The organism is Natrinema sp. CRL1, assembly GCF_059162405.1.
In genome coordinates this window covers 77,461-101,471 of the sequence record NZ_JBLVOY010000001.1, presented here as the reverse complement: position 1 = coordinate 101,471, position 24,011 = coordinate 77,461, and the positions used below count along the sequence as shown (strand labels likewise).

Annotated in this window: 24 protein-coding genes; 13 read left to right on the top strand and 11 right to left on the bottom strand. The window is 67.3% G+C overall.

From position 1 onward, the window contains the following. Positions 1-232: 232 nt before the first annotated feature. Genes ACJYUO_RS00570 through ACJYUO_RS00550 form a run of 5 tightly spaced genes read left to right on the top strand, consistent with a single transcriptional unit; the run spans position 233 to position 6,363 of the window. Positions 233-1,321, top strand: a complete 1,089-nt coding sequence (locus tag ACJYUO_RS00570) for a M48 family metalloprotease (protein WP_494343480.1) — start codon at positions 233-235, stop codon at positions 1,319-1,321. Beyond that, a complete protein-coding gene (locus ACJYUO_RS00565; RefSeq protein WP_494343479.1) occupies positions 1,318-2,973 on the top strand; it encodes a DUF4129 domain-containing protein in 1,656 nt (551 codons plus the stop codon). The genes ACJYUO_RS00570 and ACJYUO_RS00565 overlap by 4 nt, the downstream gene beginning before the upstream one ends. After that, positions 2,970-3,626, top strand: a complete 657-nt coding sequence (locus ACJYUO_RS00560) for a DUF7269 family protein (RefSeq protein WP_494343478.1) — start codon at positions 2,970-2,972, stop codon at positions 3,624-3,626. Before ACJYUO_RS00565 ends, ACJYUO_RS00560 begins: the two co-directional genes overlap by 4 nt. After that, on the top strand, positions 3,623-4,987 hold the full coding sequence (locus ACJYUO_RS00555) for a DUF58 domain-containing protein (protein ID WP_494343477.1): 1,365 nt from the start codon (positions 3,623-3,625) through the stop codon (positions 4,985-4,987). The genes ACJYUO_RS00560 and ACJYUO_RS00555 overlap by 4 nt, the downstream gene beginning before the upstream one ends. Beyond that, positions 4,984-6,363, top strand: coding sequence for a hypothetical protein (locus ACJYUO_RS00550; RefSeq protein ID WP_494343476.1), 1,380 nt, complete (start codon positions 4,984-4,986; stop codon positions 6,361-6,363). Before ACJYUO_RS00555 ends, ACJYUO_RS00550 begins: the two co-directional genes overlap by 4 nt. Here the strand turns inward: ACJYUO_RS00550 and ACJYUO_RS00545 are convergent. Together ACJYUO_RS00545 and ACJYUO_RS00540 are read right to left on the bottom strand one after the other, a co-directional pair. Beyond that, positions 6,349-7,317 (bottom strand): AAA family ATPase, encoded by a 969-nt coding sequence (locus tag ACJYUO_RS00545; RefSeq protein WP_494343475.1) that lies wholly within the window; start codon positions 7,315-7,317, stop codon positions 6,349-6,351. The two genes, ACJYUO_RS00550 and ACJYUO_RS00545, sit on opposite strands and share 15 nt — an antisense overlap. 72 nt (positions 7,318-7,389) lie before the next feature. Beyond that, positions 7,390-7,737: a DUF7471 family protein gene (locus tag ACJYUO_RS00540; RefSeq protein ID WP_494343474.1), complete on the bottom strand. Its 348-nt coding sequence runs from the start codon at positions 7,735-7,737 to the stop codon at positions 7,390-7,392. 196 nt (positions 7,738-7,933) lie between these two features. Between ACJYUO_RS00540 and ACJYUO_RS00535 the strand changes: the two genes are divergently transcribed. Next, a complete protein-coding gene (locus tag ACJYUO_RS00535) occupies positions 7,934-8,365 on the top strand; it encodes an SPW repeat domain-containing protein (RefSeq protein WP_494343473.1) in 432 nt (143 codons plus the stop codon). 321 nt (positions 8,366-8,686) lie between these two features. Continuing rightward, the gene (locus ACJYUO_RS00530; RefSeq protein WP_494343472.1) at positions 8,687-9,214 is read left to right on the top strand and encodes a winged helix-turn-helix transcriptional regulator; all 528 of its coding nucleotides are present in this window, start codon (positions 8,687-8,689) and stop codon (positions 9,212-9,214) included. Between the two features lie 83 nt (positions 9,215-9,297). On the opposite strand, the gene ACJYUO_RS00525 is transcribed toward ACJYUO_RS00530, so the two are convergent. Next, a complete protein-coding gene (locus ACJYUO_RS00525) occupies positions 9,298-10,317 on the bottom strand; it encodes an AI-2E family transporter (RefSeq protein ID WP_494343471.1) in 1,020 nt (339 codons plus the stop codon). 116 nt (positions 10,318-10,433) lie between these two features. On the opposite strand from ACJYUO_RS00525, the gene ACJYUO_RS00520 reads away from it, so the two are divergent. Then, positions 10,434-11,171 carry a DUF547 domain-containing protein gene (locus ACJYUO_RS00520; protein WP_494343470.1) on the top strand — a complete coding sequence of 246 codons (738 nt, stop codon included), beginning with the start codon at positions 10,434-10,436 and terminating at the stop codon, positions 11,169-11,171. A 21-nt stretch (positions 11,172-11,192) separates the two neighbouring features. On the opposite strand, the gene ACJYUO_RS00515 is transcribed toward ACJYUO_RS00520, so the two are convergent. After that, positions 11,193-11,951, bottom strand: a complete 759-nt coding sequence (locus ACJYUO_RS00515) for an amphi-Trp domain-containing protein (RefSeq protein WP_494343469.1) — start codon at positions 11,949-11,951, stop codon at positions 11,193-11,195. 109 nt (positions 11,952-12,060) lie between these two features. Here ACJYUO_RS00515 and ACJYUO_RS00510 point away from each other — a divergent pair, with 109 nt between their 5' ends. After that, the gene (locus ACJYUO_RS00510) at positions 12,061-12,864 is read left to right on the top strand and encodes an HNH endonuclease (RefSeq protein ID WP_494343468.1); all 804 of its coding nucleotides are present in this window, start codon (positions 12,061-12,063) and stop codon (positions 12,862-12,864) included. Between the two features lie 30 nt (positions 12,865-12,894). Here the strand turns inward: ACJYUO_RS00510 and ACJYUO_RS00505 are convergent, their stop codons facing one another. Then, positions 12,895-13,653: an Lrp/AsnC family transcriptional regulator gene (locus tag ACJYUO_RS00505; protein ID WP_494343467.1), complete on the bottom strand. Its 759-nt coding sequence runs from the start codon at positions 13,651-13,653 to the stop codon at positions 12,895-12,897. Between the two features lie 253 nt (positions 13,654-13,906). On the opposite strand from ACJYUO_RS00505, the gene ACJYUO_RS00500 reads away from it, so the two are divergent. Together ACJYUO_RS00500 and ACJYUO_RS00495 are read left to right on the top strand one after the other, a co-directional pair. After that, positions 13,907-14,347, top strand: a complete 441-nt coding sequence (locus tag ACJYUO_RS00500) for a universal stress protein (RefSeq protein WP_494343466.1) — start codon at positions 13,907-13,909, stop codon at positions 14,345-14,347. Further along, complete coding sequence (locus tag ACJYUO_RS00495) at positions 14,340-16,628, top strand: amino acid permease (protein ID WP_494343465.1); 2,289 nt, start codon at positions 14,340-14,342, stop codon at positions 16,626-16,628. The genes ACJYUO_RS00500 and ACJYUO_RS00495 overlap by 8 nt, the downstream gene beginning before the upstream one ends. A 20-nt stretch (positions 16,629-16,648) precedes the next feature. Here ACJYUO_RS00495 and ACJYUO_RS00490 read toward each other — a convergent pair whose 3' ends face one another. The 4 genes from ACJYUO_RS00490 to ACJYUO_RS00475 form a co-directional block, all read right to left on the bottom strand. Then, the gene (locus ACJYUO_RS00490; protein WP_494343464.1) at positions 16,649-17,377 is read right to left on the bottom strand and encodes a guanosine phosphorylase; all 729 of its coding nucleotides are present in this window, start codon (positions 17,375-17,377) and stop codon (positions 16,649-16,651) included. A gap of 132 nt (positions 17,378-17,509) precedes the next feature. After that, on the bottom strand, positions 17,510-17,812 hold the full coding sequence (locus ACJYUO_RS00485) for a HalOD1 output domain-containing protein (RefSeq protein ID WP_494343463.1): 303 nt from the start codon (positions 17,810-17,812) through the stop codon (positions 17,510-17,512). A 141-nt stretch (positions 17,813-17,953) separates the two neighbouring features. Continuing rightward, a complete protein-coding gene (locus ACJYUO_RS00480; RefSeq protein ID WP_494343462.1) occupies positions 17,954-18,841 on the bottom strand; it encodes an ATP-dependent ribose-1-phosphate kinase in 888 nt (295 codons plus the stop codon). Between the two features lie 94 nt (positions 18,842-18,935). Further along, positions 18,936-19,757: a DUF63 family protein gene (locus ACJYUO_RS00475; RefSeq protein WP_494343461.1), complete on the bottom strand. Its 822-nt coding sequence runs from the start codon at positions 19,755-19,757 to the stop codon at positions 18,936-18,938. 255 nt (positions 19,758-20,012) lie between these two features. Between ACJYUO_RS00475 and deoC the strand changes: the two genes are divergently transcribed. Next, positions 20,013-20,648 (top strand): deoxyribose-phosphate aldolase, encoded by a 636-nt coding sequence (deoC, locus tag ACJYUO_RS00470; RefSeq protein WP_494343460.1) that lies wholly within the window; start codon positions 20,013-20,015, stop codon positions 20,646-20,648. Between the two features lie 40 nt (positions 20,649-20,688). Further along, entirely contained in the window at positions 20,689-22,116 is a 1,428-nt protein-coding gene (locus ACJYUO_RS00465) for an HPP family protein (RefSeq protein WP_494343459.1), read from the top strand. A 95-nt stretch (positions 22,117-22,211) separates the two neighbouring features. On the opposite strand, the gene ACJYUO_RS00460 is transcribed toward ACJYUO_RS00465, so the two are convergent. Next, positions 22,212-23,396, bottom strand: a complete 1,185-nt coding sequence (locus ACJYUO_RS00460) for an NAD-binding protein (protein ID WP_494343458.1) — start codon at positions 23,394-23,396, stop codon at positions 22,212-22,214. Between the two features lie 83 nt (positions 23,397-23,479). Beyond that, complete coding sequence (locus tag ACJYUO_RS00455; protein ID WP_494343457.1) at positions 23,480-23,899, bottom strand: universal stress protein; 420 nt, start codon at positions 23,897-23,899, stop codon at positions 23,480-23,482. Positions 23,900-24,011 lie beyond the last annotated feature (112 nt).

Below are 24,011 nucleotides of genomic sequence, written 5' to 3'. Positions count from 1 at the left end.
CACTAGCGTCCCACGCGAATTAAATGTTTGTCAAGTACCACGCAGGAGTTCGACGCGGGTCCGGTCAAAGTAAAAATCGTGGCATGGACGACTCGAGCGACCCAATACAGACTGTAACGAGTGCATAGTCACTGTGGGCACCGCGGCGGCCAGTCGTGGGAGACGACACCTACCCTGAACGTTCGGGGAAAATTTTTGGTCCCGGAGGCAGGAATTCGAGCAAGCGCCCTCCATGAATCTTCGGTTGCGGATCTGTGCAGTCCTCGGTGTGTTCGTCGCGGTTACTGCCGTGTTCGTGCTCACGCTGTTGTGGACGTACGGCGTCTTGCTCCCGGGAATCGTCGGCGGGACGATCGTCTACCTCCAGTACGGAGCCGTCGAGTTCGACCTCTTCCAGTTGCCAGTCTCGTGGACGACGGCACTGGTGCTGATTGGCGGTTTCCTCGCGGCACAGACGTATTACGGCTACCGGCGCGTGCTCTCGGGAACGCGCGGCGACGCCGGCGACGCGGACCACGCCGTCGCGCGAACGGTCCGACGGCTGGCGATGACCGCCGACGTTCCGGAGCCGGACGTTCGCGTCGTCGCCGACGAGGCGGCGAGTTGTTACACCGTTGGCCGGCTCACCGACGCGACAATCGTCGTCACGACGGGACTGGTCGAGGCCCTCGACGCCGACGAACTCGAGGCGGTCCTCGCCCACGAGATCGCCCACGTCGCCAACCGGGACGTGACGCTGATGACGATCACGACGTTGTTCCTCGAGATCGCCGACCGGGCCTACCACGCGGCGCTGCTCGCGCGCCGCGCGCTGTCCGATCCCGGTGAGCTGTCGGGCGGCAGCCGGGTGGCGGTGTACTGGTTTCTCCCCTTAGTCGTGCTGACCGGCGTCTTCGTCGCGCCGGTCCTGTGGGTGTTCCCGACGATCGCCGACTGGGCGACCCGAACGCTGTCACAGACCCGGGAGTTTGCCGCCGACGCCGCGGCCGCCCGGCTCACTGGAACGCCGATCGCGCTCGCGAGCGCGTTGGTAACTCTCGCCGAGACGGCCGGAACGCCGGAGACGGATCTCCGGACGGCCAAAACGAGAGCGTTGTGTATCATCCCTGCCGATCCCGTGACGGGCGACGAGACGACGTCGCTGCCCGAGATCCGGCGGCCGGGAGACGAGACGACCCGGCGCGCGAACGTCACGTCGTGGCTCGAGGCTACAACGCCCTCGGGACCCGTCGATACCGACTCGGCCGAGACTCACCCGCCGGTCGAGGTCCGCGTTCGACGATTGGCCGAAATGGCGGCTGAACTGGAGGGGCAGTCGTGACGGGGGCACGCCGGCTCCTGCTCGTCGTCGGCTGTCTGTGCTGTCTGTTCGTCGTCGCGAGCGCGCTGCCCGCGGCGGACCCGCGACTCGACGGGCCCGGCGGGAGCGACGGAGAGCCGATCGCCGGCGACTGGGGCTCGATAGAAGAGACGCCCGAGCTCGTCACGGAATCGCCCGGCGACACGAGCGAGCGCGACAGCGAAAACGACGACGAATCGGAGACGAGAGAGATCGAGATCGACGGCGAGATCGAACCGGGAAGCAACGTGACAGTCCAGACCAACCATCCCAGCCATTTCAGCACGAGAACCATCGCAGTCAACAGCGAGAACGTCACGGAGGTAGACGAGTTCGGCAGGGCCACCATCGTCGTCCCGTACGCCGAGGAGATGACCGTCTCGATCCCTGAGGAAAGCCAATCGCGGACGTTCGACGTCCCGACGGCTGCGACGCTCGAGACCCACGGCGGGGCGGCTCCGGCTCGCGACCTCGAGATCTCGGCGTCGGTCGGCTCGACGCCGGTGGCCGACGCGACGGTCTTCCGTGACGGGACGGCAGTCGCGACGACCGACGAGGACGGGAAAGCGAGCGTACTACTCCCGGAAACGACCGGATCAGTTGATTTGCGGGTCGAACGCGGCCCGATCGCGGGCAATCGGACCGTCGACGTGGCCGAACCGACGGTCGAGTTCGTCTCGCCGGTTCTGTTCCCCGGCTCGCCCGCGCCCGTCCAGGTGTCGGCCGACGGGGACGGCGTCCCCAACGCGACGGTCTCCCTCGAGAACGGCGGGACGGCGACGACCGGCGAGGACGGGCGGGCGCAGCTCTGGCTGCCGATCGATGACGGGGCGACCGTGACGGCCGAGGTCGGTGCGGAGACCGCGACGGCGACCGTCGGGAACCTCTACTTGCGGCTGGCGGCGGTCGTCGTGCTCGTCCCGGGATTCTGTATCGGCGGCGTCGTGACCTACCTCCGACTGGTCGCTACCAGTGAACGGCGGCGCGGAACCGGGGCGGCAGCGCTGTTCGTCGCGCTCGCGGACGTGGTCGGGAGCCTGGGAGCCGCACTCGGCCGTCTCTTCGGCGCTATTGGCGGATACAGTCTGCCGTCGATATCGCTCCCGACCGTCTCGATGCCTCGCCTCGAGTTCGGTGGCTCGAGTCTCGGATTCCCCTCGTTGGGATCGGCCCTCCCGTCGGTCGGCCGCGCGTTCGGCTCGCTCCCGTCGCTCGGATCGCTGGGATCGCTCGGCCGATCGTCGGCCGACAGCGACCGGTCGCTGCTCGCGGGGATTCTCAGAACGACTGCCGACGACGAGGACGCCGACGAGTCGAGCGACGGCGAGACGGCCACCCCCGAACTTGCGGCCGAACCGCTGACCCCTCGCGGGCCGCGCGCGGAGGTCCGAGCGGCATGGCACGCGTTCCTCGATCGCCTCGAGATCGACGACCGCGAGACGGAAACCCCCGGCGCAGTGGCTCGCGACGCGCTCGCCGCCGGGTTCCCCGCAGACCGCGTGAGTCGGCTCGTCGCGATCGTTCGTGACATCGAGTACGGCGGCCGCGAGCCGTCTTCGGAGCGAGCCGCGGCGGCGCGGGCCGCGGTACAGGACCTACTAGACGACGAGCCGGACGGGGAGGGGTCGGAATGAGTCCGCGTTCGTCGTCCGGACCGCGACGGGACCCGTTGGCCCAACTCCGCGCCGTCGATCCGGAGCGAGTCGCGACGGGAGTGGTCAGTGCCGGTGTCGTCCTCGCGGTCGGCGCGGTGTTACTCGGCGGGTTCGTTCCGTCCGTCCAGCCTCTCACCGTCCTGCTGTATCCGCTCGCAGTGCTGTTTCCGGCGTTCGGAGTCACGATCGTAGCGGGCGTGTGCTGGTGGCTGTGGACCCGCGACCGCTCGAGTGAATCCCCGCTGCTCGAGGGTGTCCCACCCGAACCGGGTGTCAGTCGTACCGAGACCGCAGTCGGCCGCGAAACACAACGGACCATCACCGCCGCCGCGCAGGGCCGGTACCGCTGTCGAGCGAACGAGTCGGCGAGGGACGTTCGTCGACGGCTCGCCGAGGGTGCGGTTCGGGTCGTCGTCACGAAACGCGGGCTTGCGGCCGATTCGGCTCGCGAGGCCGTCCGCTCGGGGACGTGGACCGAGGACTCCGTCGCCGCCGCGTTCCTCGCCGACGGTCGGCGACAACCGCTTGACGAACGGCTCCGGGCCGCGGTCGACCCCGGCGCGGCGTACCAGCGCCGCGTCCGTCGCACGCTCGCGGCGATCGAAGCCGTCGACGGGGAGGGAGACCGATGACAGAACGGACCGTCGAGCGACTCGCGGGCGACGAGTGGGCCATCGCCGCGACGCTCGCACTCGCAGGGCTCGGCATCGCCGCCGGCAGCCAACTCCTCGTCGCCGCCGCGACGCTCCCGCTGTGGTACGTCGCCGCGGCCGTGTTCGGGACGAATCAGCCGTCGATGGTGCGTATCGACCGTCGGATTTCGGTTCGCGACGGCGCGAGTGGCGAAGTCGTCGACGACGAGGGTACCGACACCGGCACCAGCTCCGCGGCGGTATCCGCCGATCCGGGTGAGACCGTCACGGTGCGGACGACGGTCCAAAACGCCGGCTCGGACGCGATCGTCGACCTGCGTGTCGTCGACGGCGTGCCCGACGCGTTGCCGGTCGTTTCCGGCTCGCCGCGTGCGTGTGAGACCCTCGACCCCCTCGAGGAGACGACCCTCGAGTACGAGCTCGAATGCCGGCGCGGCGAGCACGCGTTCGGTGGTGCCACGGTTCGAACGCGCGATCTCACGGGGACGGTGGCCGAGACGTGGCGTGCAGGCGCGAGCGGCGACGACGCGGTCCGCTGTTCGCCGGTCGTCGAGTCGGTGTCGCTCGGCGACGGGACGAACGACTACGCGGGCGAGGTGCCGACCGACGAGGGCGGCAGTGGCCTCGAGTTCTACGCCGTCCGCGACTACGAGCCGGGCGATCCGGTCCGGTCGATCGACTGGCGGCGGTACGCCGGGAGCCGGGAGTTAGCAACCATCGAGTACCGCGCCGAGCGGGCGACGCGGATCGTCTGCGTCGTCGATGCTAGACCGAGCCAGTTCCATGCGGCGACGACTGGACACCCGCCCGCGATCGAGCGCTCCGCCGAGGCCGCCGAACGGGCGCTCGAGGCGCTGGTGGCCGCGGGCCATCCGACCGGCGTCGTCGGGCTTTACGAAAAACGGCTGACGACCGTCGCCCCGGGAACCGACCCCGCGACGAGACGGGAAGCGTCGCAGCTACTCGAGGGGGCCCGGGAGGCCAATTTCCTCGGCTACCGGTCGTCTCGGCCGAACAATCGGACGCGGACGGACGATCCCGCCGCGGACCTCCCCCGGGCGCTGCCCGGCGAGGCGCAGGTGTATCTGTTCTCCTCGTTCGTGGACGACGAACCGGTCGACCTCGTCGAGCGGCTCCGGGCGCGGGGGTACGCGGTCCGCGTGATCTCGCCCGATGTCACGACTGACCCCAAGGATATCGCGACGCGGCTGGAATCGCTCGACCGGGAGACGCGGCTCGCTCGAGCCCGCGCGACTGGCGCTCGCGTCATCGACTGGGACCGCAAGCAGTCACTCGGAGTCTTACTTCGCAACGCGATCAGGAAGGGGGAGACACGATGAATGCCGACGGTCGGATCCCAGCGACGACGAGACGGGGGATCGCGATGGCCGCTGGTATCGGTGTGCTGGCGCTCGCCCTCGCGGAACTGCTCGTCGTCGCCGGCGTCCTCGTCGGGATCGGGTTCGCAGCGGCGGTGGGGTTGTCCGCGGGTTCGTACCGCCGCGTTGCGGTCGCGTCGGCGCTGGTTCCGATCGTTGCTCTCGGCGGGGTCGCGGTTATCGGTCCCGCGGGAGCGCCGATAGCGGCTCTCTCGGCGCTCGTCGGCGTGGTCCTCGGACTCGCCGCCGGTGGCGTTCTCGGCGGTGAGCCGACGCCGATCGCGCTCCTGCGGGCGGGCGCGGCCGCGCTCTGTTCGGCGATCGTCGCCGCCGGGGTGGCACTGCTCGCCGTCTGGATCGACACGATCGGCGGCGTCGGACCGGCCCTCGCCGCGGTCCCGTGGCTCACCGGCGACGGCCCGTCCGGACTGTTCCTCGCGCTCGTCGCCGCCGTCGTCGCGGTCGCGGCCGCCCTCTTTCTCGTCCCGCCGGCGGCGTTTACCGTTCCCTCGAGACGTGATACCTACGACGGGACGCGAAACGCACTCGCGAGGATGGCCGGGGTCGCGACCGCGCTCGCGATCGTCGTGCTGGCGGTACTGACGGTGCTCTCCGGGCTCGTCCCGCCCCTCGAGTTGCTCGTTGATGCGATCGCCGGCAGCGTCGTCGTTCGCGGATCGATCGCGGCCGTGACCGCCGTCGCCGCCGTCGTCGCCGTCTCGGCGACGGTCGTCCGCGCCACGTGGGTCCAAACGGACGGACGACAGAACGCGGCCGTCGCGATTATCGTCGGCGCGGTCTCGGGCGTGGGTCTCGCGTTCGCCGGCGCCTGGACGCTCGGCAGCGTGGGGACGAACGTCGTGGCCGTGGCCTTCGGCGCGATAGCGGTCGTTCTCGGTGCCGGCTGGCTGGCGGCATGGCTCTACCAGGCTGCGGTGTTGCGAGGCGACGCCCCCGCACCCGGTACCGTCCTCGCCGGGTCACTCGCGGCGGGCGGCGGTATTGCCGGTGGCACTGTCGATACCGTTCTGCTCGACCTCGAGACGGTCCGGGTCGGTGTAGCAACGTTCGTGCCGATCGCGGCCGCGCTGTTCGCGTACGATGTCGGTCGCTACGGGCGAACGCTGGCGAGCGAGATCGGTCACGAGGCGTCCCGTCGCCCACAGCTCGTGCGGCTCGGCTGGAGCGGGGCGATGGCGTGCGCCGGCGTCCTCGTCGCGGCCGTCGGGCTGACCGGAGCGGCGGTCCTCGCGCCCACACTGTCGGTTCCGGCGACGGCGGGCGTGATCGGTGCCTTGGTCGCGGTCGGCGGCGGAGCGTGGTTACTGGTCCGTTGAGGGGGGCTCCATCGCCGGCACTGGACGCTCCTCGAGGACGGCGTCGATGACCGCGCGCCGGGAGACGCCGTCCACGCTCGCCTCGGGGGTCAATACGAGGCGATGGGCGAGCGCCGGCCCGGCGATCCGCTTGATATCGTCGGGAACGACGTACTCGCGGCCCTCGAGGACGGCGCGAGCCCGACTCACCTCGAACAGTCGCTGGACGCCGCGGGGCGAGACGCCGACGTCGACGCGGCCGTCGGTCCGGGTCGCTCGACAGACGTCGCCGATGTAGTCGCGGATCGAGTCCTCGACGGTGATTTCTTCGGGCACGCGCTGGAGGGCGAGCACCCGCTCGCGGTCGACGATCGGGTCGACCGTCGGGTCCGGACGGTCGCGGTCGGCCCGACGGTCGATCAGTTCCCGCGTTCCGTCGGCGTCGGGATACCCCAGCGAGGTCTTGATCATGAAGCGGTCGCGTTGGGCTTCGGGCAATTCGAATGTGCCCTCCTGCTCGACGGGGTTTTGCGTCGCGATGACGACGAACGGCTCGGGGAGCTCGTGGGTCTCGCCGTCGACGGTCACCTGTCCTTCGCCCATCGCCTCGAGCAGCGCGGACTGGGTCTTCGGCGGCGCGCGGTTGATCTCGTCTGCGAGGACCACGTTCGCGAACACCGGGCCGGGCGTGAAGTGGAACTCGCCGGTCTCCTCCTCGAAGACGTACGAGCCGGTGATGTCGGCGGGCATCAGGTCCGGCGTGAACTGGATCCGGGAGAACTCCAGTCCGAGCGCGGTCGCAAACGACCGCGCGGTGAGCGTCTTACCCGTTCCAGGCACGTCCTCGAGCAATACGTGACCGCGGGCGAGCACCCCAGCTGTGACCTCCTCGAGGACGGTTCGGTCGGCGACGACTGCGGAGAGGATTTCGTCGACGACGGCTGCCGCCGTCGCCGCGGCGTCGGGGACTGACATACCGATACCCGTCCCTACGTGACCTTATATCTCACGACGGCCGACACGAACAAGGAGTGCCACCCACGGAAATTAGTCGTCCGGTTCGACCGAGATGGCGTCGGTCGCCGCGCCGCTCCGATAGACCGCATAGAGGACCAACACTGCGATCAGGAAGTCGGAACCGTGCTCGACGAGGTGGTGGATCGTCATGGGAACGAGACCGAGGACGGTCCCCAGGCCGGTCACCGACCGGACGACGAGGATGCCGAGCACGACCGTAATCAGCAGGTAGCGGAGTGTCCGACGCCGAGCGTACGCGACGAGTCCGGCGACGAACAGCACCGCCGTTCCCAGCACCGCAAGCGCGATTACGCAGACGAGAACGGGGGCGAGCTGGGGGTCTAACCACTCACCGGCGACTGACAGTGGGAACTCCATACGATGGATACCCGTAATCGGGCCGACACCCACCTATTCCCTTCGGTGTTTCCGGCCGGGATCGCTCCGACCGTCTGCGTGGCGAACTGCAGTGTGTCGGGACACCGCGAGGACGCCACCGCGGACCGACGATGGTCCCGACAGCTGCAGGCACTGCCGTTTTGGCCGGGTAGCAGCTACCGCGATTGAAGAACCTATGAGTAACACGAACACCGACACCGACCGCGGGGCCAGAGCGGACTACAACTCGCTGAACACGGACGCGATGCAGTGGCTGAGTGCCCTCGTCGCGCTGATCGGGCTCTACCTCGTCGCCTCGCCGTTCATCCTCGAGTCGACGGATGCAGCGATCTGGAACGATACGCTCGTCGGGACGGCGATCTTCCTGACCGCCGGCTACAACTTCGTCCGGCTGTCGAGAGATCGCTTGGCGAGCGTCGGCGTCGCGTCGCTTGCCGTCCTGCTCGGCCTCTGGGCGCTCATTTCTCCCTCGGTCATCGAGATGGGGAGCAGCGAGCTCGCGACCGGAACCGCGATCTCCGGCGCGGCCGTCGCTCTGCTCTCGGCGTACAACGCATACGCGAACAATAAGGCAGACACGCCCGAACAGGCCCGCGCTCGAGCCTAATGTCGAAGTCGAGTCGTCACGCTACTGATTATTTTCGACTGGAACTGCTCGCTTACCGCGAGCGGCATGTAGATCGTTGAGCGGATGGTCCGACGCTGCCGACCCGAGTTTCGATTCATACCAGATCGGAACGGCCACTGCTGCGAACTGCGCTCGAGGACCGAGTCGAGAGAGTAACTGTACTGATACGACGGCGGTCACGCGAACGGACGACCCCGGGACTGAGCGACGGTTCTCGAGTGTTGGGAACGTGGGAAACCCGTTATATGTCCCCCGGCAGTAGCCGACGTATACGTCCGCGCTTCGGACCCAGAGATACCGATGACCAACACTCGACAGCAGATTCAGGCCCACATCGGCGACAACGCCGGCGTGCATTTCAACGAACTCGTCAGAGAGTCCGACTTCGCACCGGGACAAGTCCAGTATCACATCCGACGGCTGCGGGAGGACGACCGGCTCGTCCGCGAGGAGTTCTACGGCCGAACGCACTACTACCCGCCGGCCTACGACGAGTGGGAACGGGCCGCGCTGGCGCTGTTCCACCGGGAGACCGCTCGAGAGATCGTCGTCTACCTGATCGAACACGAGCCGGCGGGCCCCGGAGACGTCGCCGACGACCTCGAAATCGCCCGGAGCACGCTCGAGTATCACCTGAACCGGCTGGTCGAACACGACCTCGTCACGAAGCGCTACGACGACCGCAATCGGGTCATCCTCGAACTGGCCGAGCCCGAAGCGACAGGGCGGCTGCTGGCGACGGTGACGCCGACGGTTCCCGATCGGCTCGTCGACCGGTTTACGCGGCTCGTCGACGAGTTGCTCGCGGGCGGGCAGGAATCGCGGTAGCGGTCTGTTGTTGCGGTTACAGTTCTTGTTGCGGTCATGGGTGACCGCAAATTATAGTCGCCCCGCTCGATTGCGGGCCAGCGTCACTGCATTCCAGGGGTTTCCTCGAGTCGGTCGTAGTGGTCGTTCATCACGTCGAGCGTCGCGATCAGTGCGCCGAGGACGACGGGGCCGTAGAACAGGCCCATGACGCCGAAGGCGTAGACGCCGCCAAGGACGCCGAGGATGATGACGGCGGGGTTGAGTTCGGCGTAGCGATCGACGAGGACCGGCCGAAAGTAGTCGTCGGAGAGCCCGACGATGATCACGCTGTAGACGAACAGCCCTACCGCAAACAGCGGTTCGCTACTCAGGAAGAGATAGACGACGGCCGGCCCCCAGACCAGAAACGAGCCGATCAGCGGGATCAGCGAGAGGATGATCATGACGAACGTCCAGAACGCGGCGTTCGGGACGCCGGTCGCCAACAGTCCCAGCCCGGCGAGAGCGCCCTGAATGATCGCGATCAGGACGTGACCGGCGAGGACGGCCCACATGACTTCGTCCAGTTTCTGGTAGAAATCGTCCTGTGCGTCGTCCGGCAGCGGCGTCAGCTCCCGCAGCCACGCCAACAGGTCCCCACCGTCTTTGAGCAGGTAGTAGAGCAAGAAGAGCGCAAGCCCCAGCCCGATCAATACGTGCGTAAGCGCGCTGAACCACTCGGTCGAGCGTTCGAGCACCATCGTGCCGGCGCTCTGTGCGGCGTCGGTCAGCGCCGCCGGCAGATCGACGCGCTGGCCGGTCTGTTCCTCGATCGCCCGCTCGAGGTCGCTCACCTGCAACGAGTCGGTATTAACCTGCTCGAGGAGTCGGCGAGCGTCGCTGGCGACCGCCGCGACGATGCCGATCAACGGAACGACGAAGCCGGCGATCGCGAGGGCGACGAGTCCGAAGGCGGCAATCGGCGGCGCGATGTGTGTCTCGAGGCGCTGCTGGACCGGGTAGAGGACGTAGGCGATGAGGATGGCACCGAGGACGTACTGAAAAAACGGGAGCACAAGCAACAGGGAGAGATACGCGAAGAGGGCGACGAGGACGAGGAGAAATCCCTTGCTGAGATTCACACCATTATTTCCACCGTTCGGGGCATAAAACCACGGCCTGAACCTGTATTCAGTCCGGACTGTCGTGTGCAACCGTCACACGGCTTCAAGGGGCTGGTTCGCGAATTTTAGACCGAATGTCGACTCAGCTCGATCCCCTCTCGCTCTCGGCCGATCTCCTGTATACGGTCAAGACCGAGGGCGACGCCGATCAGTTACGGGAGCATCTGGCGGCGCTCGAGCGAGCCCAGCTAGAGCGAGCGCTCTCCGGTCGCGAGGGGAAACTTGCCTTCTGGCTCAACTGTTACAACGCCTACGCGCAGTTGCTGATAGAGGACGAAGATCCCGACCTGTTCGAGGGCGGACTCCTCGACCGGTGGAAGTTCTTCGCACGCGATCAGATCCCCGTCAGTGGGGTGTGGCTGAGTCTCAACGATATCGAGCACGGGCTGCTCCGAAGTTCCAAGCAGTCGTGGGGCTTTGGCTACGTCCCCCGGCTGCTTCCCTCCTCGTTCGAGCGGCAGTTTCGCCTCGAGGAGTGCGATCCGCGGGTCCACTTCGCGCTGGGCCACGGGGCGGAACACTGCCCGCCGATCGCGGTCTACTCGCCGCGGGACGTCGACGAGGAGTTAGACATCGCGATCGAGTGGTTCCTGGAGGAAAACGTCAGCTACGACGACGAGGACGACACGGCGACGGTGCCGCGGCTGTTCCGGCAGTACCGCGGTGACTTCGGGGGAAAACAGGGCGTCATCGGTTTTCTCCGGGAGTACAACGCCGTCCCGGCGGGGACGACGCCGGCCCTCGAGTACGAACAGATCGACCACTCCGCGGAACTCGACGTGGATCTCGACGCCGAGGATATCCGGTCGTAGCCCGCTGATCTCCGACTCGGCCTACTCGAGCCGATCGATCCGCGCCGCCGGTGCGCTCCGCATGACGCTTCGGGCCGCCCGTTCGGCGTTGGACCGCGAGGCGTACCCCTCGCCGCTGTCGGCGACGATGTTGCCGTTCCAGTGGACGAGCCGCCAGCGCCACTGGCCGCCCTTGTCCTCGTAGACCTCGAAGCGGCTCGTCCGGCCGGAGTCGCCCGCTTGGTCGGCGTCCGCCGGCGCTGTGGCGTCGTCGGCCGTTACCGCCGTCTCGTCTGCCTCGACGCCGTCTGCGCCACCGTCGCGGTTCGCCATCCCCTCGAGGGGCATCACTGCCGCCGCGGGATCGACGTCCGTCGAGTCCGCATCTGCATCGTGATCGGCGGTCTCGGCGTCAGGGGCCTCGGTGGTCTCGGCTGACCCAGCACTCTCGCCGTCGGCGATCGAGTCGCGGTCGGCGACGCGAACGCTCGAGCCGTCGGGATCGTCCCACTCGAGTTCGAGTTCGAGTTCCCCGACCGGCGGCTCGTCGTCGGCGTCGTACTCCGCTTCGAATTCGGCGACGACGCGCTCCGGAACGGCGATCCTGACGGTTCGGTCGTCGCCGTCCAATCGAATGGGGCGGCCGTCCTCGAAGGCGGTCGCGAACTCGCGAAAGATTGCGGCGAGTTCCCTGCGGTCGTACCCGCGCTCGAGTTCGAACTCGGTCAGGCTGTCCGCGTCCGAGTCGTTCGATCCCGCCGAGTCGTCCGATTGGTCCCGCTCGTCCGATGAGTCGACCATACTGGGACTACGACCGGCGGCCCGTTAGTAGTTCGTGCGTTGCCCTCCGAGCGCCGCCGGTCCACGGGTTGTCGGTGCGTTTTTGTCGTCGCGCTGTCTTCGCTCGCTCGTGACTTCACGCGACTGGCGCGCCGACCGCGAGGCCGTATTCGACCGCGACGGGCACTCCTGTCGACACTGCGACACCGACGGCGGCGACGACCCGGCCACGCTTCGACTCTTCCCCGTGGGCGACGTTCCCCTCGACGGCCACGTCCACGAGAGTGCGCTCGTCACCGTCTGTGACGACTGTTTCGCGACGCTCGAGGCCCCGGCGTCGACGGATCCGGTCGCCAGCGACGAACTGTTCCACCGCGTCCGCGAGACGACCGGCGTGCAGGGCGAGACGATTTCGGACGTCGCGTCGTTCGCGTCGGCCGCGACGTCGCTACCCGCCACACTCGAGTCGACCGTCGACAACGGGACCGACGCCGAACTCGACGACTCGATCTCGGCGTATCGCCGCAGTCGCCGCGACGTCTCGCTCGCGATCGCGATCGTCGACGCGCGACTCGAGCACCTCGCCGCCCTCGATGACGGCGCGTACGACTCCGAGGTCCGGACCGCGCTCGCGGACTTTTCCGACGCCGCGGCCGACCTGCAGTCGACGCTCCGCGAGGTCGTCATGCTGAGCGAAACGGTCGCGGTCGGCCTCGAGCGCTGTCACGGCTGTTTCGACTCACTCGAGGGAGAGACGTGTCCACGCTGCGGGCTCGAAGCACGCGAAACGGCGGCATGGCAGGACGAGGACGGAACGCTCGCGTTCGAGGCGTTGTTCGAGACGATCAACGATCGGCTACAGGGAGCCTCGGAGACGACCGAGACGCTGACCGATCGGACGACGACGCTCGCGCGACGGCTCACGGCGGAGTAGTCGGAGAAGCTGATTTTACGAGCAGTTCGGTCAGGAGTCGACGGGCTCGCTCGAGTCAAAGTTCGCGATCGTTTCGTCGGTCACACCGCCCCGCGAGAACAGCGTGACGATGTCGTCGGCGCGGATTTCCGTGTCGCCGTGGGGTGTCAACACCGTATCGTCCCGTTCGATGGCGATCACGAGCGTGTCGTCGGTGAGCGTGTCACAGCGGGCCGCCTCATGAATCCGCATTCCGGCGGCCGGGGCGTCCCGATCGACGGTTACTTCCGCGACTTCCGCATCGCCGGAGAGACTGATGAAGTCCGTGAGCACGGCGTTTCGGGTCTCGTCGTTGGGACCGTACGGCGCGTACGCGCAGGTCGTTTCGGTCTGGACGAGGACCTCGTCTTCGATCTCGATGCCGAGGTCCGAGAGCGATCGGGCGACCCGGCGTAGGTCCTCGGTGTCGCTCCCGACCGCGAGCACGTGCAGGTTCCGCCGGCCGGTCATCAGTTCGCGGACGTTGACGACCCCCGGAATGATCCGGGCCTGGCGCGCGACCGACTCCCGCTCGGAGACCGGCGCGTTACACATGAAGAGGTTCGGGAGGTGGCCGTCCGCCCGTTCGAAATCGATGCTCGCGTGATAGCCGGTGATGATACCCTGCTCCTCGAGTTGCGAGATTCGGTTCCGAATGGTTCCGGGAGAGACGTTCAGATCGTCCGCGATCGTTGGAGCCGAGGTATTCCGCGCGTCACCCATCAACGCGTGGATAATCCGCCGATCGATCTCGTCGAGCCGATAGTCCATGCCCGTTCGTTACGCGTCCTCCGCTATATGCTGATTTACTTTGGATCGTGTCAGACAATAGTCTACTTTCAGCAATCATCAATACAGGTCTAGAAAATTGAGGTATAAGGAATACAATCGAGTATTTTATGATTCTGGGCGGGAAGGCCCGAACAGATGACCGCGTCACAGCTTTCGCCGCCGATTTCGGAGGGGAGAGAACCGATCGCTGGAACGAACCCGTTCGAAGCCGGTCGGAGTGAGAGGTAAGTCGATGGGACACTCCCTCTTCGAGACGGTCCTCGTCCCGATCGCCAACGAGCGAGACGCCGAGGCCACGTGTCGGGCGCTCCTCCGGGAAATCGACAACGGTGACGCGACGCTACACGTCGTTCACGTGATCGAGAAGGCCGGTGGCGCGCCGGACAAGGCCGGCGTCGAACAGCGAAAAGAGGTAGCTGGCCGCATTTTCGACCGCGTCGATGCGGTACTGGCCGAGGAAATCATTTCCCTCGAAACAGAGATTCTCTACGGAACCGATGTCGCGACGGCGATTCTCGAGCATGCCGACCAAATCGACGCTACGTCGATCGTGTTCACGCCCCGCGGCGCGAGCCGGTGGAAGAAGTTGCTCTCCGGTGATGTCGCACAGAAGTTAGTCTCGAACACCGACCGGCCGCTGGTGGTCCTCCCGCCGGGGGATACCGATGAGTGACGACGAACTCGCCAAGGATCTGGGGCTCCTGTCCGCGCTCGCGATCGGCATGGGGACGATGATCGGCGCGGGGATCTTCGTCCTCCCCGGTGCCGCCGCACAAGAGGCCGGGCCGATCGTCGTCGCCTCGTTTGTGATCGGCGGCGCGATTGCGATGGTCAACGCGTTGGCAGTGAGCGAACTCGGGACGGCGATGCCGAAAGCCGGCGGCGGCTACTACTACGTCAACCGCGGCCTCGGCCCACTGTTCGGCTCGATCTCCGGCATGGGCGACTGGATGGGGCTGGCATTCGCATCGGCGTTTTACTGCATTGGCTTCGGCGGGTATCTCACCGACCTGCTCGCCGGCACGGTGCTCGCGCTGCCGACGCTCAAGTTCGGGCTGTTCGCGCTGACGGACATCCAGCTGGGTGCCCTGATTGCCGGGGTCCTGTTCGTCGGGGTCAACTACATGGGCGCGAAGGAGACCGGCGGCGTCCAGACGGTGATCGTCACGGTTCTGCTGGGAATTCTCACGGTCTTCGCCGCGACCGGCTTCCTCCATTTCAATTGGGAGACGTTGACGACCGACGGTCTCGCGCCGACCGAACAGGGGTACGGCGCGATCCTCCCCGGCACCGCCCTCGTCTTCGTCTCCTTTCTGGGCTACGCGAAGATCGCGACCGTCGCGGAGGAACTGAAAAACCCCGGCCGGAACCTTCCGATCGCGGTCATCGGCAGCGTCGCCGTCGTGACGGCCGTCTACGCCGTCCTCGTCGGCACGATGGTCGGCATCGTCCCGTGGCACTCGCTCGACGACAGCGTCCCCGTCTCGCAGGCCGCCGAGATCACGTTCGCCGGAATCCCCCTGCTCGACGCCGTCGGCGTCACCCTGATCTCGCTGGCCGCGATGCTCGCGACCGCCTCGAGCGCGAACGCGTCGATCCTCTCGTCGGCCCGGATCAACTTCGCCATGGGCCGGGACAAGATCGTCACGGACAAACTCAACGAGATTCACCCCACGTACGCGACGCCCTACCGGTCGATCCTGCTGACCGGCAGCGTCATCGTCGTGTTCATCGCCGCGCTGGGCCAAGACCTCGAGATCCTCGCGAAGGCGGCGAGCGTGCTCCACCTGATCGTCTACGGCCTGATGAACCTCGCGCTGATCGCGTTCCGGCAGGCCGACGTGCCCGACTACGACCCCGACTTTCGAGTGCCGTTCTACCCGGTGACACCGATCGTCGGCGCGGTGCTTTCCTTCGGCCTCATCGGGTTCATGGACCCGATCGAGATCGGGCTGAGCCTCGCTTTCGTCGCCGTCGCGGTGCTGTGGTACGCGCTGTACGCGCGCTCGAAGACGCCTCGGCAGGGCGTCCTCGGCCGGTACGTCCTCGACCGATCCGATGCGATGCCCGATATCGCGGTTTCGGCGGCCAGTGCAGCCAGCCCCGACGCCGCCGACGAACACCGCGTGATGGTCCCGCTGTCGAACCCGCGGACTGAACGGCACCTTATCTCGCTGGCCAGCACGCTCGCCGCCGAACGCGACGGCATCGTCCACGCGATCCACATCGTCCAGGTGCCCGACCAGACGCCGCTGGACCGCGGTGCCGAACGGATCGACAGCGAATCCGAGAAGCTGCTCGAGCAGGCCCGGGAGCACGCCGCGGCCCACGAAGTGGACATCGAGACGACGACGATCGCCTCGCATCGCTCCGTCGAGGAGGTGTTCGACGCCGCCCGCCAGTACGACGCCGATCAGGTGGTGATGGGCTGGGGCGGGGACCGGTCGTGGTCGGCCGGCCGCGCCGAACAGCCGCTCGACGAACTCGCCCGCGACCTCCCGTGTGACTTCCTCGTGTTGAAAGACCGGGGCTACGATCCCAGCCGGATCCTGCTGCCGACCGCCGGCGGACCGGACTCCGATCTCAGCGCCGAGATCGCGAGAACGCTGCGTTCGGCCACCGGTGCCTCGATCGACCTGCTCCACGTCGTCGACGACGAGAGCGAGCGCGACGCCGGCGAGGCGTTCTTCACCGAGTGGGCTGCCGACCACGATATCGGGGACGCCGTGCTCACGGTCGATACGTCGGGCGATATCGAAGGCGCGATCGCCCGCGAGGCCGCCGGGGAGACGCTCGTGATCATCGGCGCGACGGAACGCGGCCTGCTCTCCCGGCTCGTCCGCGGTTCGCTCGTCTTCGACGTCGTCGACGACCTCGAGTGTTCCGTGTTGCTCGCCGAGCGACCGACGAAGCGGTCGCTCCGTGAGCGGCTGTTCGGTCGCTCGAAGGAGTAGAAGGGTCGGTTCGACGCGGCTTACAGTTCGGTCGCGGCCTCGAGCGAGAGGTCGATCGCGCGCCCGACGTTGTTTTTCGCCTTGTCAGGGAGTTCGTCGTCCTCGGTGTCAGTCCCCTTCTGGGTGCCTTCGACGAGGTTGCCGTCGACGGTACAGATCGCGCCGGCGCGCAGTCCCTTGCGGCGGGCCAGCGAGAAGACGGCGGCGGCCTCCATCTCGACGGCTAACATGCCGGCGGCCTCCCAGTCGGCGACGTGGTCGTCGGTTTCGGCATAGAAGGCGTCGTCGGAGACGATGGGGCCGACGTGGACGTCCTCGTCGTTCGCCTCGGCGGAGTCGACCAGCGCCGAGAGCACGTCGTAGTCCGGGACCGCGGGATACTCGGCGGCCTCGTAGCGCTTGCTCGTCCCCTCGTTTTTCGCCGCGCCCGTCGCGACGATCATGTCGCCGATCTCGATGTCGGACTGGAGTGCGCCGGTCGTACCGACGCGGAGGAACGTCTCGACGCCGACGTTGGCCATCTCCTCGACGGCGATGGCGGCGGAGGGACAGCCGATTCCCGTCGAGCAGATCGTCAGTTCTCGACCCTCGTAGGTGGCGTTGACGAGTTTGTACTCGCGGTTTTGTGCGACCGTCTCCGATTCGTCGCAGTGATCGGCGATTCGATCGACTCGTCCGGGGTCGCCCGGAATGAGCGCGATGTCCGTCAGATCTCCGTCGTCGACCAGCAGGTGTGGCTGCGTCGCCATACCGTCGGATTCCGCGGGCGGTGCAAAAAAAGGTTCGAGGAAGGGCCGAGACGCGACCGACTCGTCCGGCGACCCTCGACAGCACCCCGTTTCCCCCGGCCCGGCCGACGACCGGCGACTCGCCCGTCGCCGTCAGTCGATCGGGGACACGTCGACGCGTTCGGGTCGAATCGTGACGGTCGCGTCGTCGACCTCGAACTCGACGGTCCCCGCCGACCGGCTATCGCCTCGGTTTGTTTCGGCGAAGAGACTATCGAGTGCGTCAGGATCAATGTAGTCGTACAGCTGCGTACTGGCTGCGGTGACGTCGTCACCGTAATACCGCGCCAGTGCCGTTGCAGCGGCGATACTCGGCGGTTCGTCTTCTCGTCGGTCGTACTGGATGCGCCGTCGAAGGCCACACCCGTGGGACTGGTTTACCCTTCCTTCCGTCATGTCTCTCAGTCACGGGATCGTGACTGTTCACTCGAGTGGCCAACGTCGTCGCCCATATAGCTACCGTCAGACAACACCCGGTGAGAACCGCAGGACTACGACGCTTTCGGGCGGGTACGAGAATACGTAAGAAGGCATCGGTCAGGATCGAGACGTGAGAACGTCTTCGACCGCCCCCTTCGTCGGCGCGTTTCGCGCCCCGTCGCGGCTCGCGGTCAGCGCACCGCAGGCGTTGCCGACCGCGAGCGCGCGGTCGATTTCCTCCTCGCTGAGCCACGTCGCGAGGAATCCCGCGGCGAAGGCGTCGCCCGCACCGGCGGTATCGACCGGGTCGATATCGAACCCCGGGTGAACGACGGGACCCGCTGGCGTGTACGCTTCCGCGCCGTCGGCCCCGCAGGTCACGACGACGATCCGGTCGTCAGTCGCCGCATCGATCGAGTCGCCCTCGAGCAGCGCCGCGGCTTCCCGGTCGCTGACGAAGACGAGGTCGGCGAGCGCGAGCGCCTCGCCGTAGTCCCGATCGCCGATCCGGCGGCCGGGATCGACGCTGACGGAGATACCGGCCTCGCCCGCGATGCGTGCGATCGCGGCGGCGGTCTCGGGCCACTGACCCGTGAGGTGGACGTGATCGACCGCCCGGATCCGCCCCGGCTCGAGGTCGGCGGGTGTCACGGCCTCGTTGACGCCGTCGTTGCCGAGGATCGCGACCTCGCCGGTTTCGTCGACTAACAGGTACTTGACGGCCGTTTCGGCCCCCTCGATCACGCGGACGCCCTCGAGAGAGACGCCCGCGGCCTCGAGTTCCCGACGAGCGAGCAGGCCGTGGTCGTCGTCGCCGACGCTGCCGATCAGTTCGGTCTCGACGTCGAGACCGGCGAGTGCGGCGGCGACGTTGGCGGCGCTGCCGCCGCCCGACTGGCGCTGTGAGCGGATCGCTGCCTCGCCGTCGGGGCGGGGAAACCTGTCGATGCGAAGGGTCACGTCCCAGTTGACGTGGCCGGCGGTGAGTACCCGGACCGGAGCCATTCGATACGACCGAGAAGACGCCCCGGTTGGGCAAAAATCTAGGTGACAGCGCGCAGTGGTAGCGGCGGTGCGCGGTCGCGACGAGAACGGAGACTTAGCCGACGGCGAACAGCAACGTATTGTGGACCGCCGGGCCGAGCCCGACCGCGGCGACCAGTGCGAGCATCGTCCGGCCCTGCCGCGGTGCCTCTTCGACGTACTCCCTGAAGAGCCCGAGGATGACCATCGCGAGGGCGACCTTGACGAGGACGAACAGCCAGCCGGCACCGACGTACTCCGCGGTCGGCAGCGCCGCGCCGGCCTCGAGAATCAGCAGCGAGAGCGGCACGTCCTCGCCGGCCCCGAGGACATCGTAGCCGATGGCGGTCGTGACGCCGTCTAAGGTGTGGCCGAAGACGACGAGCACGCCCGTCGCGCTCGTGGTCGTCGCGATGTCGGTAAACCAGAGACTGAGCCCGATCCACGCGATTGCGGTGACGATGCCCGCGACAACGACGGCGATAACCGGCCAGAACGGCTCGAGGGTGCCCTCCTCGAGGCCGACCGAGAGCGCGAACATCGTGAAGACGGTGAAAAACGCCGTGCCGGCGATGCCGACAAAGCGGGGGATCGTTTGCTGTAACCCGCCGACGTGGAGGAAGATCGCGATAACCCAGACGATTCCCGCGACAGTCGCGGTCACCGCGTAGACCATCGGCGCGGTAAACAGCGGCTCGATCGTTTCCGGGAACGCACCCAGTTTGTAGAGAACGTGGAGACACGCGCCGAACATCATCCACGGCGCGAACGCGATGACCGTCCGGTCGGTCACCGGCGGCTCGAGTGCCCACAACAGCGCGATAACCCCGCCGAGAACGACGATGACCGGAACCAGCAGGTACCACGGCGGGATGACGAACCCCTCGGGTAATACCATAGGGTGGAATAGCTCACACCAGTGACTAACACTTTCCGATTATCGGATATTCGGAGCCGCGAACGCGGTTGGCACTCGCGGTAATTGACGCGGGCCGGGAATCGCGGCCGAGCCACGCAGGTGGGGACGGGCCAGCGATCGGCCTCGAACACGGTCGCGATGGCGACCATTGCCGCGGCGAGAAGCTTCAGTGTGGCGACGACACTGCAAGGGACGATCGGGCGGCTTTTTCTTTATCCGGCGAGTCGCCCGTGTATGGACCGCAGCGAACTCGCCACCCTGATCGACCACACCGTCCTCGGCCCCGAGACGACCCTCGATGACGTTCGACACGTCCTCGACGCGGCCGCCGAGCACGGCATGAACGCCTGTATCCCACCCTACGCGGTCGAGACGGCCGCCGAGTACGAACCCGACGTGACCCTCGCGACGGTGATCGGGTTTCCGCACGGCCAGCACGCGCCCGCGGTGAAACGCAAAGAGGGCGTCACGGCGTGGCAAGACGGCGCGGACGAACTCGACGTCGTGATCAACGTCGGCCGGCTGCGAGCGGGCGAGGACGAGGCGGTCGAGGCGGAGCTCGCGGAACTGGTCGCCGCGGTGCCGATCCCGGTCAAGGTGATCATCGAGACCGCGCTCCTGACCGACGCCGAGAAACGCCGGGCCTGCGAGGCCGCCGTCGCGGCCGACGCGGCGATGGTCAAAACCTCGACCGGCTTCGCCGGCGGCGGCGCCACGGTCGCGGACGTCGAACTCATGAGCGAGTATCTCCCGGTCAAGGCAAGCGGCGGCGTCGGCAGCTACGACGACGCGCTCGCGATGCTCGAGGCCGGAGCCGAACGGATCGGGGCCTCGAGCGGGGTCGAGATTCTCGAGGGCGCACCGGAGTAGAAGCCGAACGGTTTTGGTCGCGCCCCGAACAACGGACCCTATGCTCGAGGGTGTGCGAGCGCGGCTGTACGCGCTCGCGAGACGACTCCGGCGGCTGGAGCGACGCGAGCTCGACGCCGCCCTGCGGTGGCTCGAGCACACGGGTAATCTCGTCCACCTCTCGGTACTCGTGTTCGTCCCGCTGTTGATCGCCGTGGTGACGTGGCTGGCGAACATGACGGCAGCGATTTCGTTCCTGTTGTTCCCGCCGCTCGCCTCCGGAACCTACACGCTCTTTGCCGATCCGGAGGGGAAGTACGCAACGCCGTCGAAGTTCGTCGGGGGGATGACCGTCGGCGCGCTCTGTGGCTGGTTCGCGTTGGGACTCGCGGCTGCCGTCGGGCTGCACGCCGGCGGGGTCAACGCGGCCGGTGCCGCCCTCGGGATCTTCTTTACCGGCGTCTGTACGTGGGCGCTCGACCTCGAGGAACCGACAGCGTTTTCGACCGCTTTGCTCGTCCTCGTGACCGGCAACACGCAACTCGCCTACGTCCTTGGGATCGTCGTCTCGAGTTCGTTCGTCGCGGCGGCCTTCGTCGTCTGGCGGCGGCACTTCTACGAGCAGCGCGCTCGCTACCTCTACCAGACGACCAGCGGTGACGACCACGTACTCGTCCCGATGGGCGGCACCGACGAGACGGTCGCCCGTTTTGCCGCGTCGATCGCCGGCGCACACGACGCGGGGAAAGTGGTACTGTTCGACATCATCGACGACGAAGACGCCGAGGGACAACGGGCGGCCACCGCCGAAAGCGACGGTGAAGCGGGCGCGAGCTTCACCGAACGCGCGGCCGGCGACGCCGCGCGCCGCCTCGAGTCGCTCGCGGCCGACCTCGAGAGCGCGTACGACGTTCCCTGCGAGGTCGTCGTTGCGGCCGACGGCGGCCGCTCGGCGGGGCTCGTCTTGCAGACGGCACGGGCACAGAACTGCGATCTCATCGTCGCGCCGTACGCCGAACGCGAGGACGGTGGCCTCTCGGCGTTTATCACGGGCTTGTTCGACAGCGAGATCGACGTGATCGCGTTCCGGTCGAACGGGATCCGGCGACGGCGGTGGCAGAACAGCCTCGTCGCGGTCCGGGGTGCCGGCGACACCGCTCGCGCGATGCTCGATTTCGCGATCCGGGTGTCCCAGTCCGGCCAGCCGGTCAGCGTCTGTACCTGTATCGACACCGAATCGCGCCGCCGCAGCGCGGAGGCGACCCTCGCGGACCTCGTCGATGCGTTCCCCGGCCCCTTCGAGACCCACGTTGCCACCGCGTCAGTCCAAGCCTACCTCAGCCGGACCGCACCCCGCTATGACGTCTGCTTCGTCGGTTCGAGCACCGACCGGTCGGCCGCCTCGCGGTTCGTCTCCCCGCCGACGTTTCGCAAACTCAGCGACCTCGAGGCAGACGTAGCGATCGTCCACCGCGGTCGACACCGATAGCGGTCTCGGTACGACCGACACCGGGACACAGAACGGAGAGACGCGGCCACGCGATTTGTGCGCCGAGCGTCCGAGAAAGCAGGCTCTTTCCGCGGTCACCGCTCGAGGATCCGATCGATCAGCCCGCTCTCGTCGCTGCCGAGCGCCGAGCGAACCAGCAGGTGGCCCCCGAGCATCGAGGGACTGATCACGGCGTCGGCACCGGCCCGCTCGAGTTTCTTGGTGTTCTCGCGGTCGGTCGCGGCGGCGACGATGCGGGCCTCCGGCGCGAGTTCGCGGGCGGTGAGGACGGCCAGGGCGTCCTCGGCGTCGTGGTTCGTGGCGACGACGATCGCGGCCGCGCGGTCGATTTTCGCGCGGCGAAGCGGCTCCTCGTCGCTGGGATCGCCGTTGACGACGGCGAGGTCGCGATCGGTAAGAGTCGCCGCAGCCTCGCGGTCGTTGGTGACGACGACGAACTGCCGGCCGGCGTCCGCGAGTTCGTCGACGATCGGTTCCGTCAGTTCGCCGTAGCCGAGCACGAGGATGTGCTCGTCGAGCAGTTGCAGCTGTGAGTCAGTCATCTTTCCGAGTGTTTTCGAGATTCTGGTCTGAATCGCCGGGCCCACGAGCGCCCCGATGGCGATACCGAAACTGGCGACGCCCAAGACGAGCACCGACATCGTAAACAGCATCGCCTCGGTCGAGCCGGGGTTCGGCGTCACGTCGCCGTAGCCGACCGTACTCGAGGTGATCAGCGTAAAGTAGAAGGCGTCGAGGATGCTGCTGATGCCGTCGAAATCATCCCGGAGCGCGTAGCCGCCGATCGTGCCGTACAGTTGGACGCCCACGAGCGACGCGCCGGCCGCGATCTGGGTCGTCGACAGCGAGAGGGGCTTGGTAAAGCGCTTGCGGGTAAACAGCAGTATCGGGATCGAAACGCCCGACAGGGCGACCAGCGGCAGCGAGTACGGACTCGACTGGAGGAGTCCCTGCGCCGCGGTCAACGGGAGCAAGAACAACGTCGCCCACCAGCCGGTCCGCAGACCGCGCCGGAGCGCGAGCGCGCTCCCGACCATCATGAACCCGGTCAGCGCACCGGTAAAGGCGGCGGCGCTCTGGACCGCTTCGGGAACGTATTCGGCGAGCGGACCGCCGACGCTATTCGTCCCGATATTGACGACCGCGGTCGCGACCGAGAGCAAGGCGACGAGCAAGACGAGAATCACGGCCGCTCGAGTCGTGAGGACCCGCGGCCAGTTCTTTGGCAGGCGCGCTCGCAGCGACCGGTCGTCGACCATACACACCGCTGGGCGGCGGTGTTAGTTAAACGTCTCCGTCTCGAGTTCGTCCGAACCGGCGTCCTGTGAGGGATCGAACGAGATCAGCGAACGACGGTCACCGGCACGGGCGAGCGCTCGAACACGGTTTCGGCGACATCACCGACGAACAACCGATCGACCATAGTCCCGCTGTGACTGCCGATCACGACCACGTCGTAGTCGTCGGCGCGAGTGACGATCGCCCGCGCTGGGCGACCGACCGCGACGACGGTGTCGATTTCGGCGTCGTGCTCGGCGGCCAGTTCGCGAGCGGTGTCGAAGACCTCCTCGGCGCGTTCCGTCGCGGCCGCCTCGAGGTCGTCCTCGAAGGCGAGGCCCACCGCTTCGCCCATCATCATGGACGGCTCGCCGACGACAGTGAGGACGGTGACCGACGCGTCGGGATGGTTCTCGAGGGCGTAACTGAGCGCGTGCTCGGAGAGCATCGAGCCGTCCATCGGGACGAGGACGCGTGCGAGCATAGGATCGCTACCACGAGCAGGGCGATAAATCCACCACCGGTTCCGTCCCGGAGAGGGCGATCGTCAGTGCCCGTGTCGGTGCTGATTTAACGGTTCCGTCCCACTGACAGAC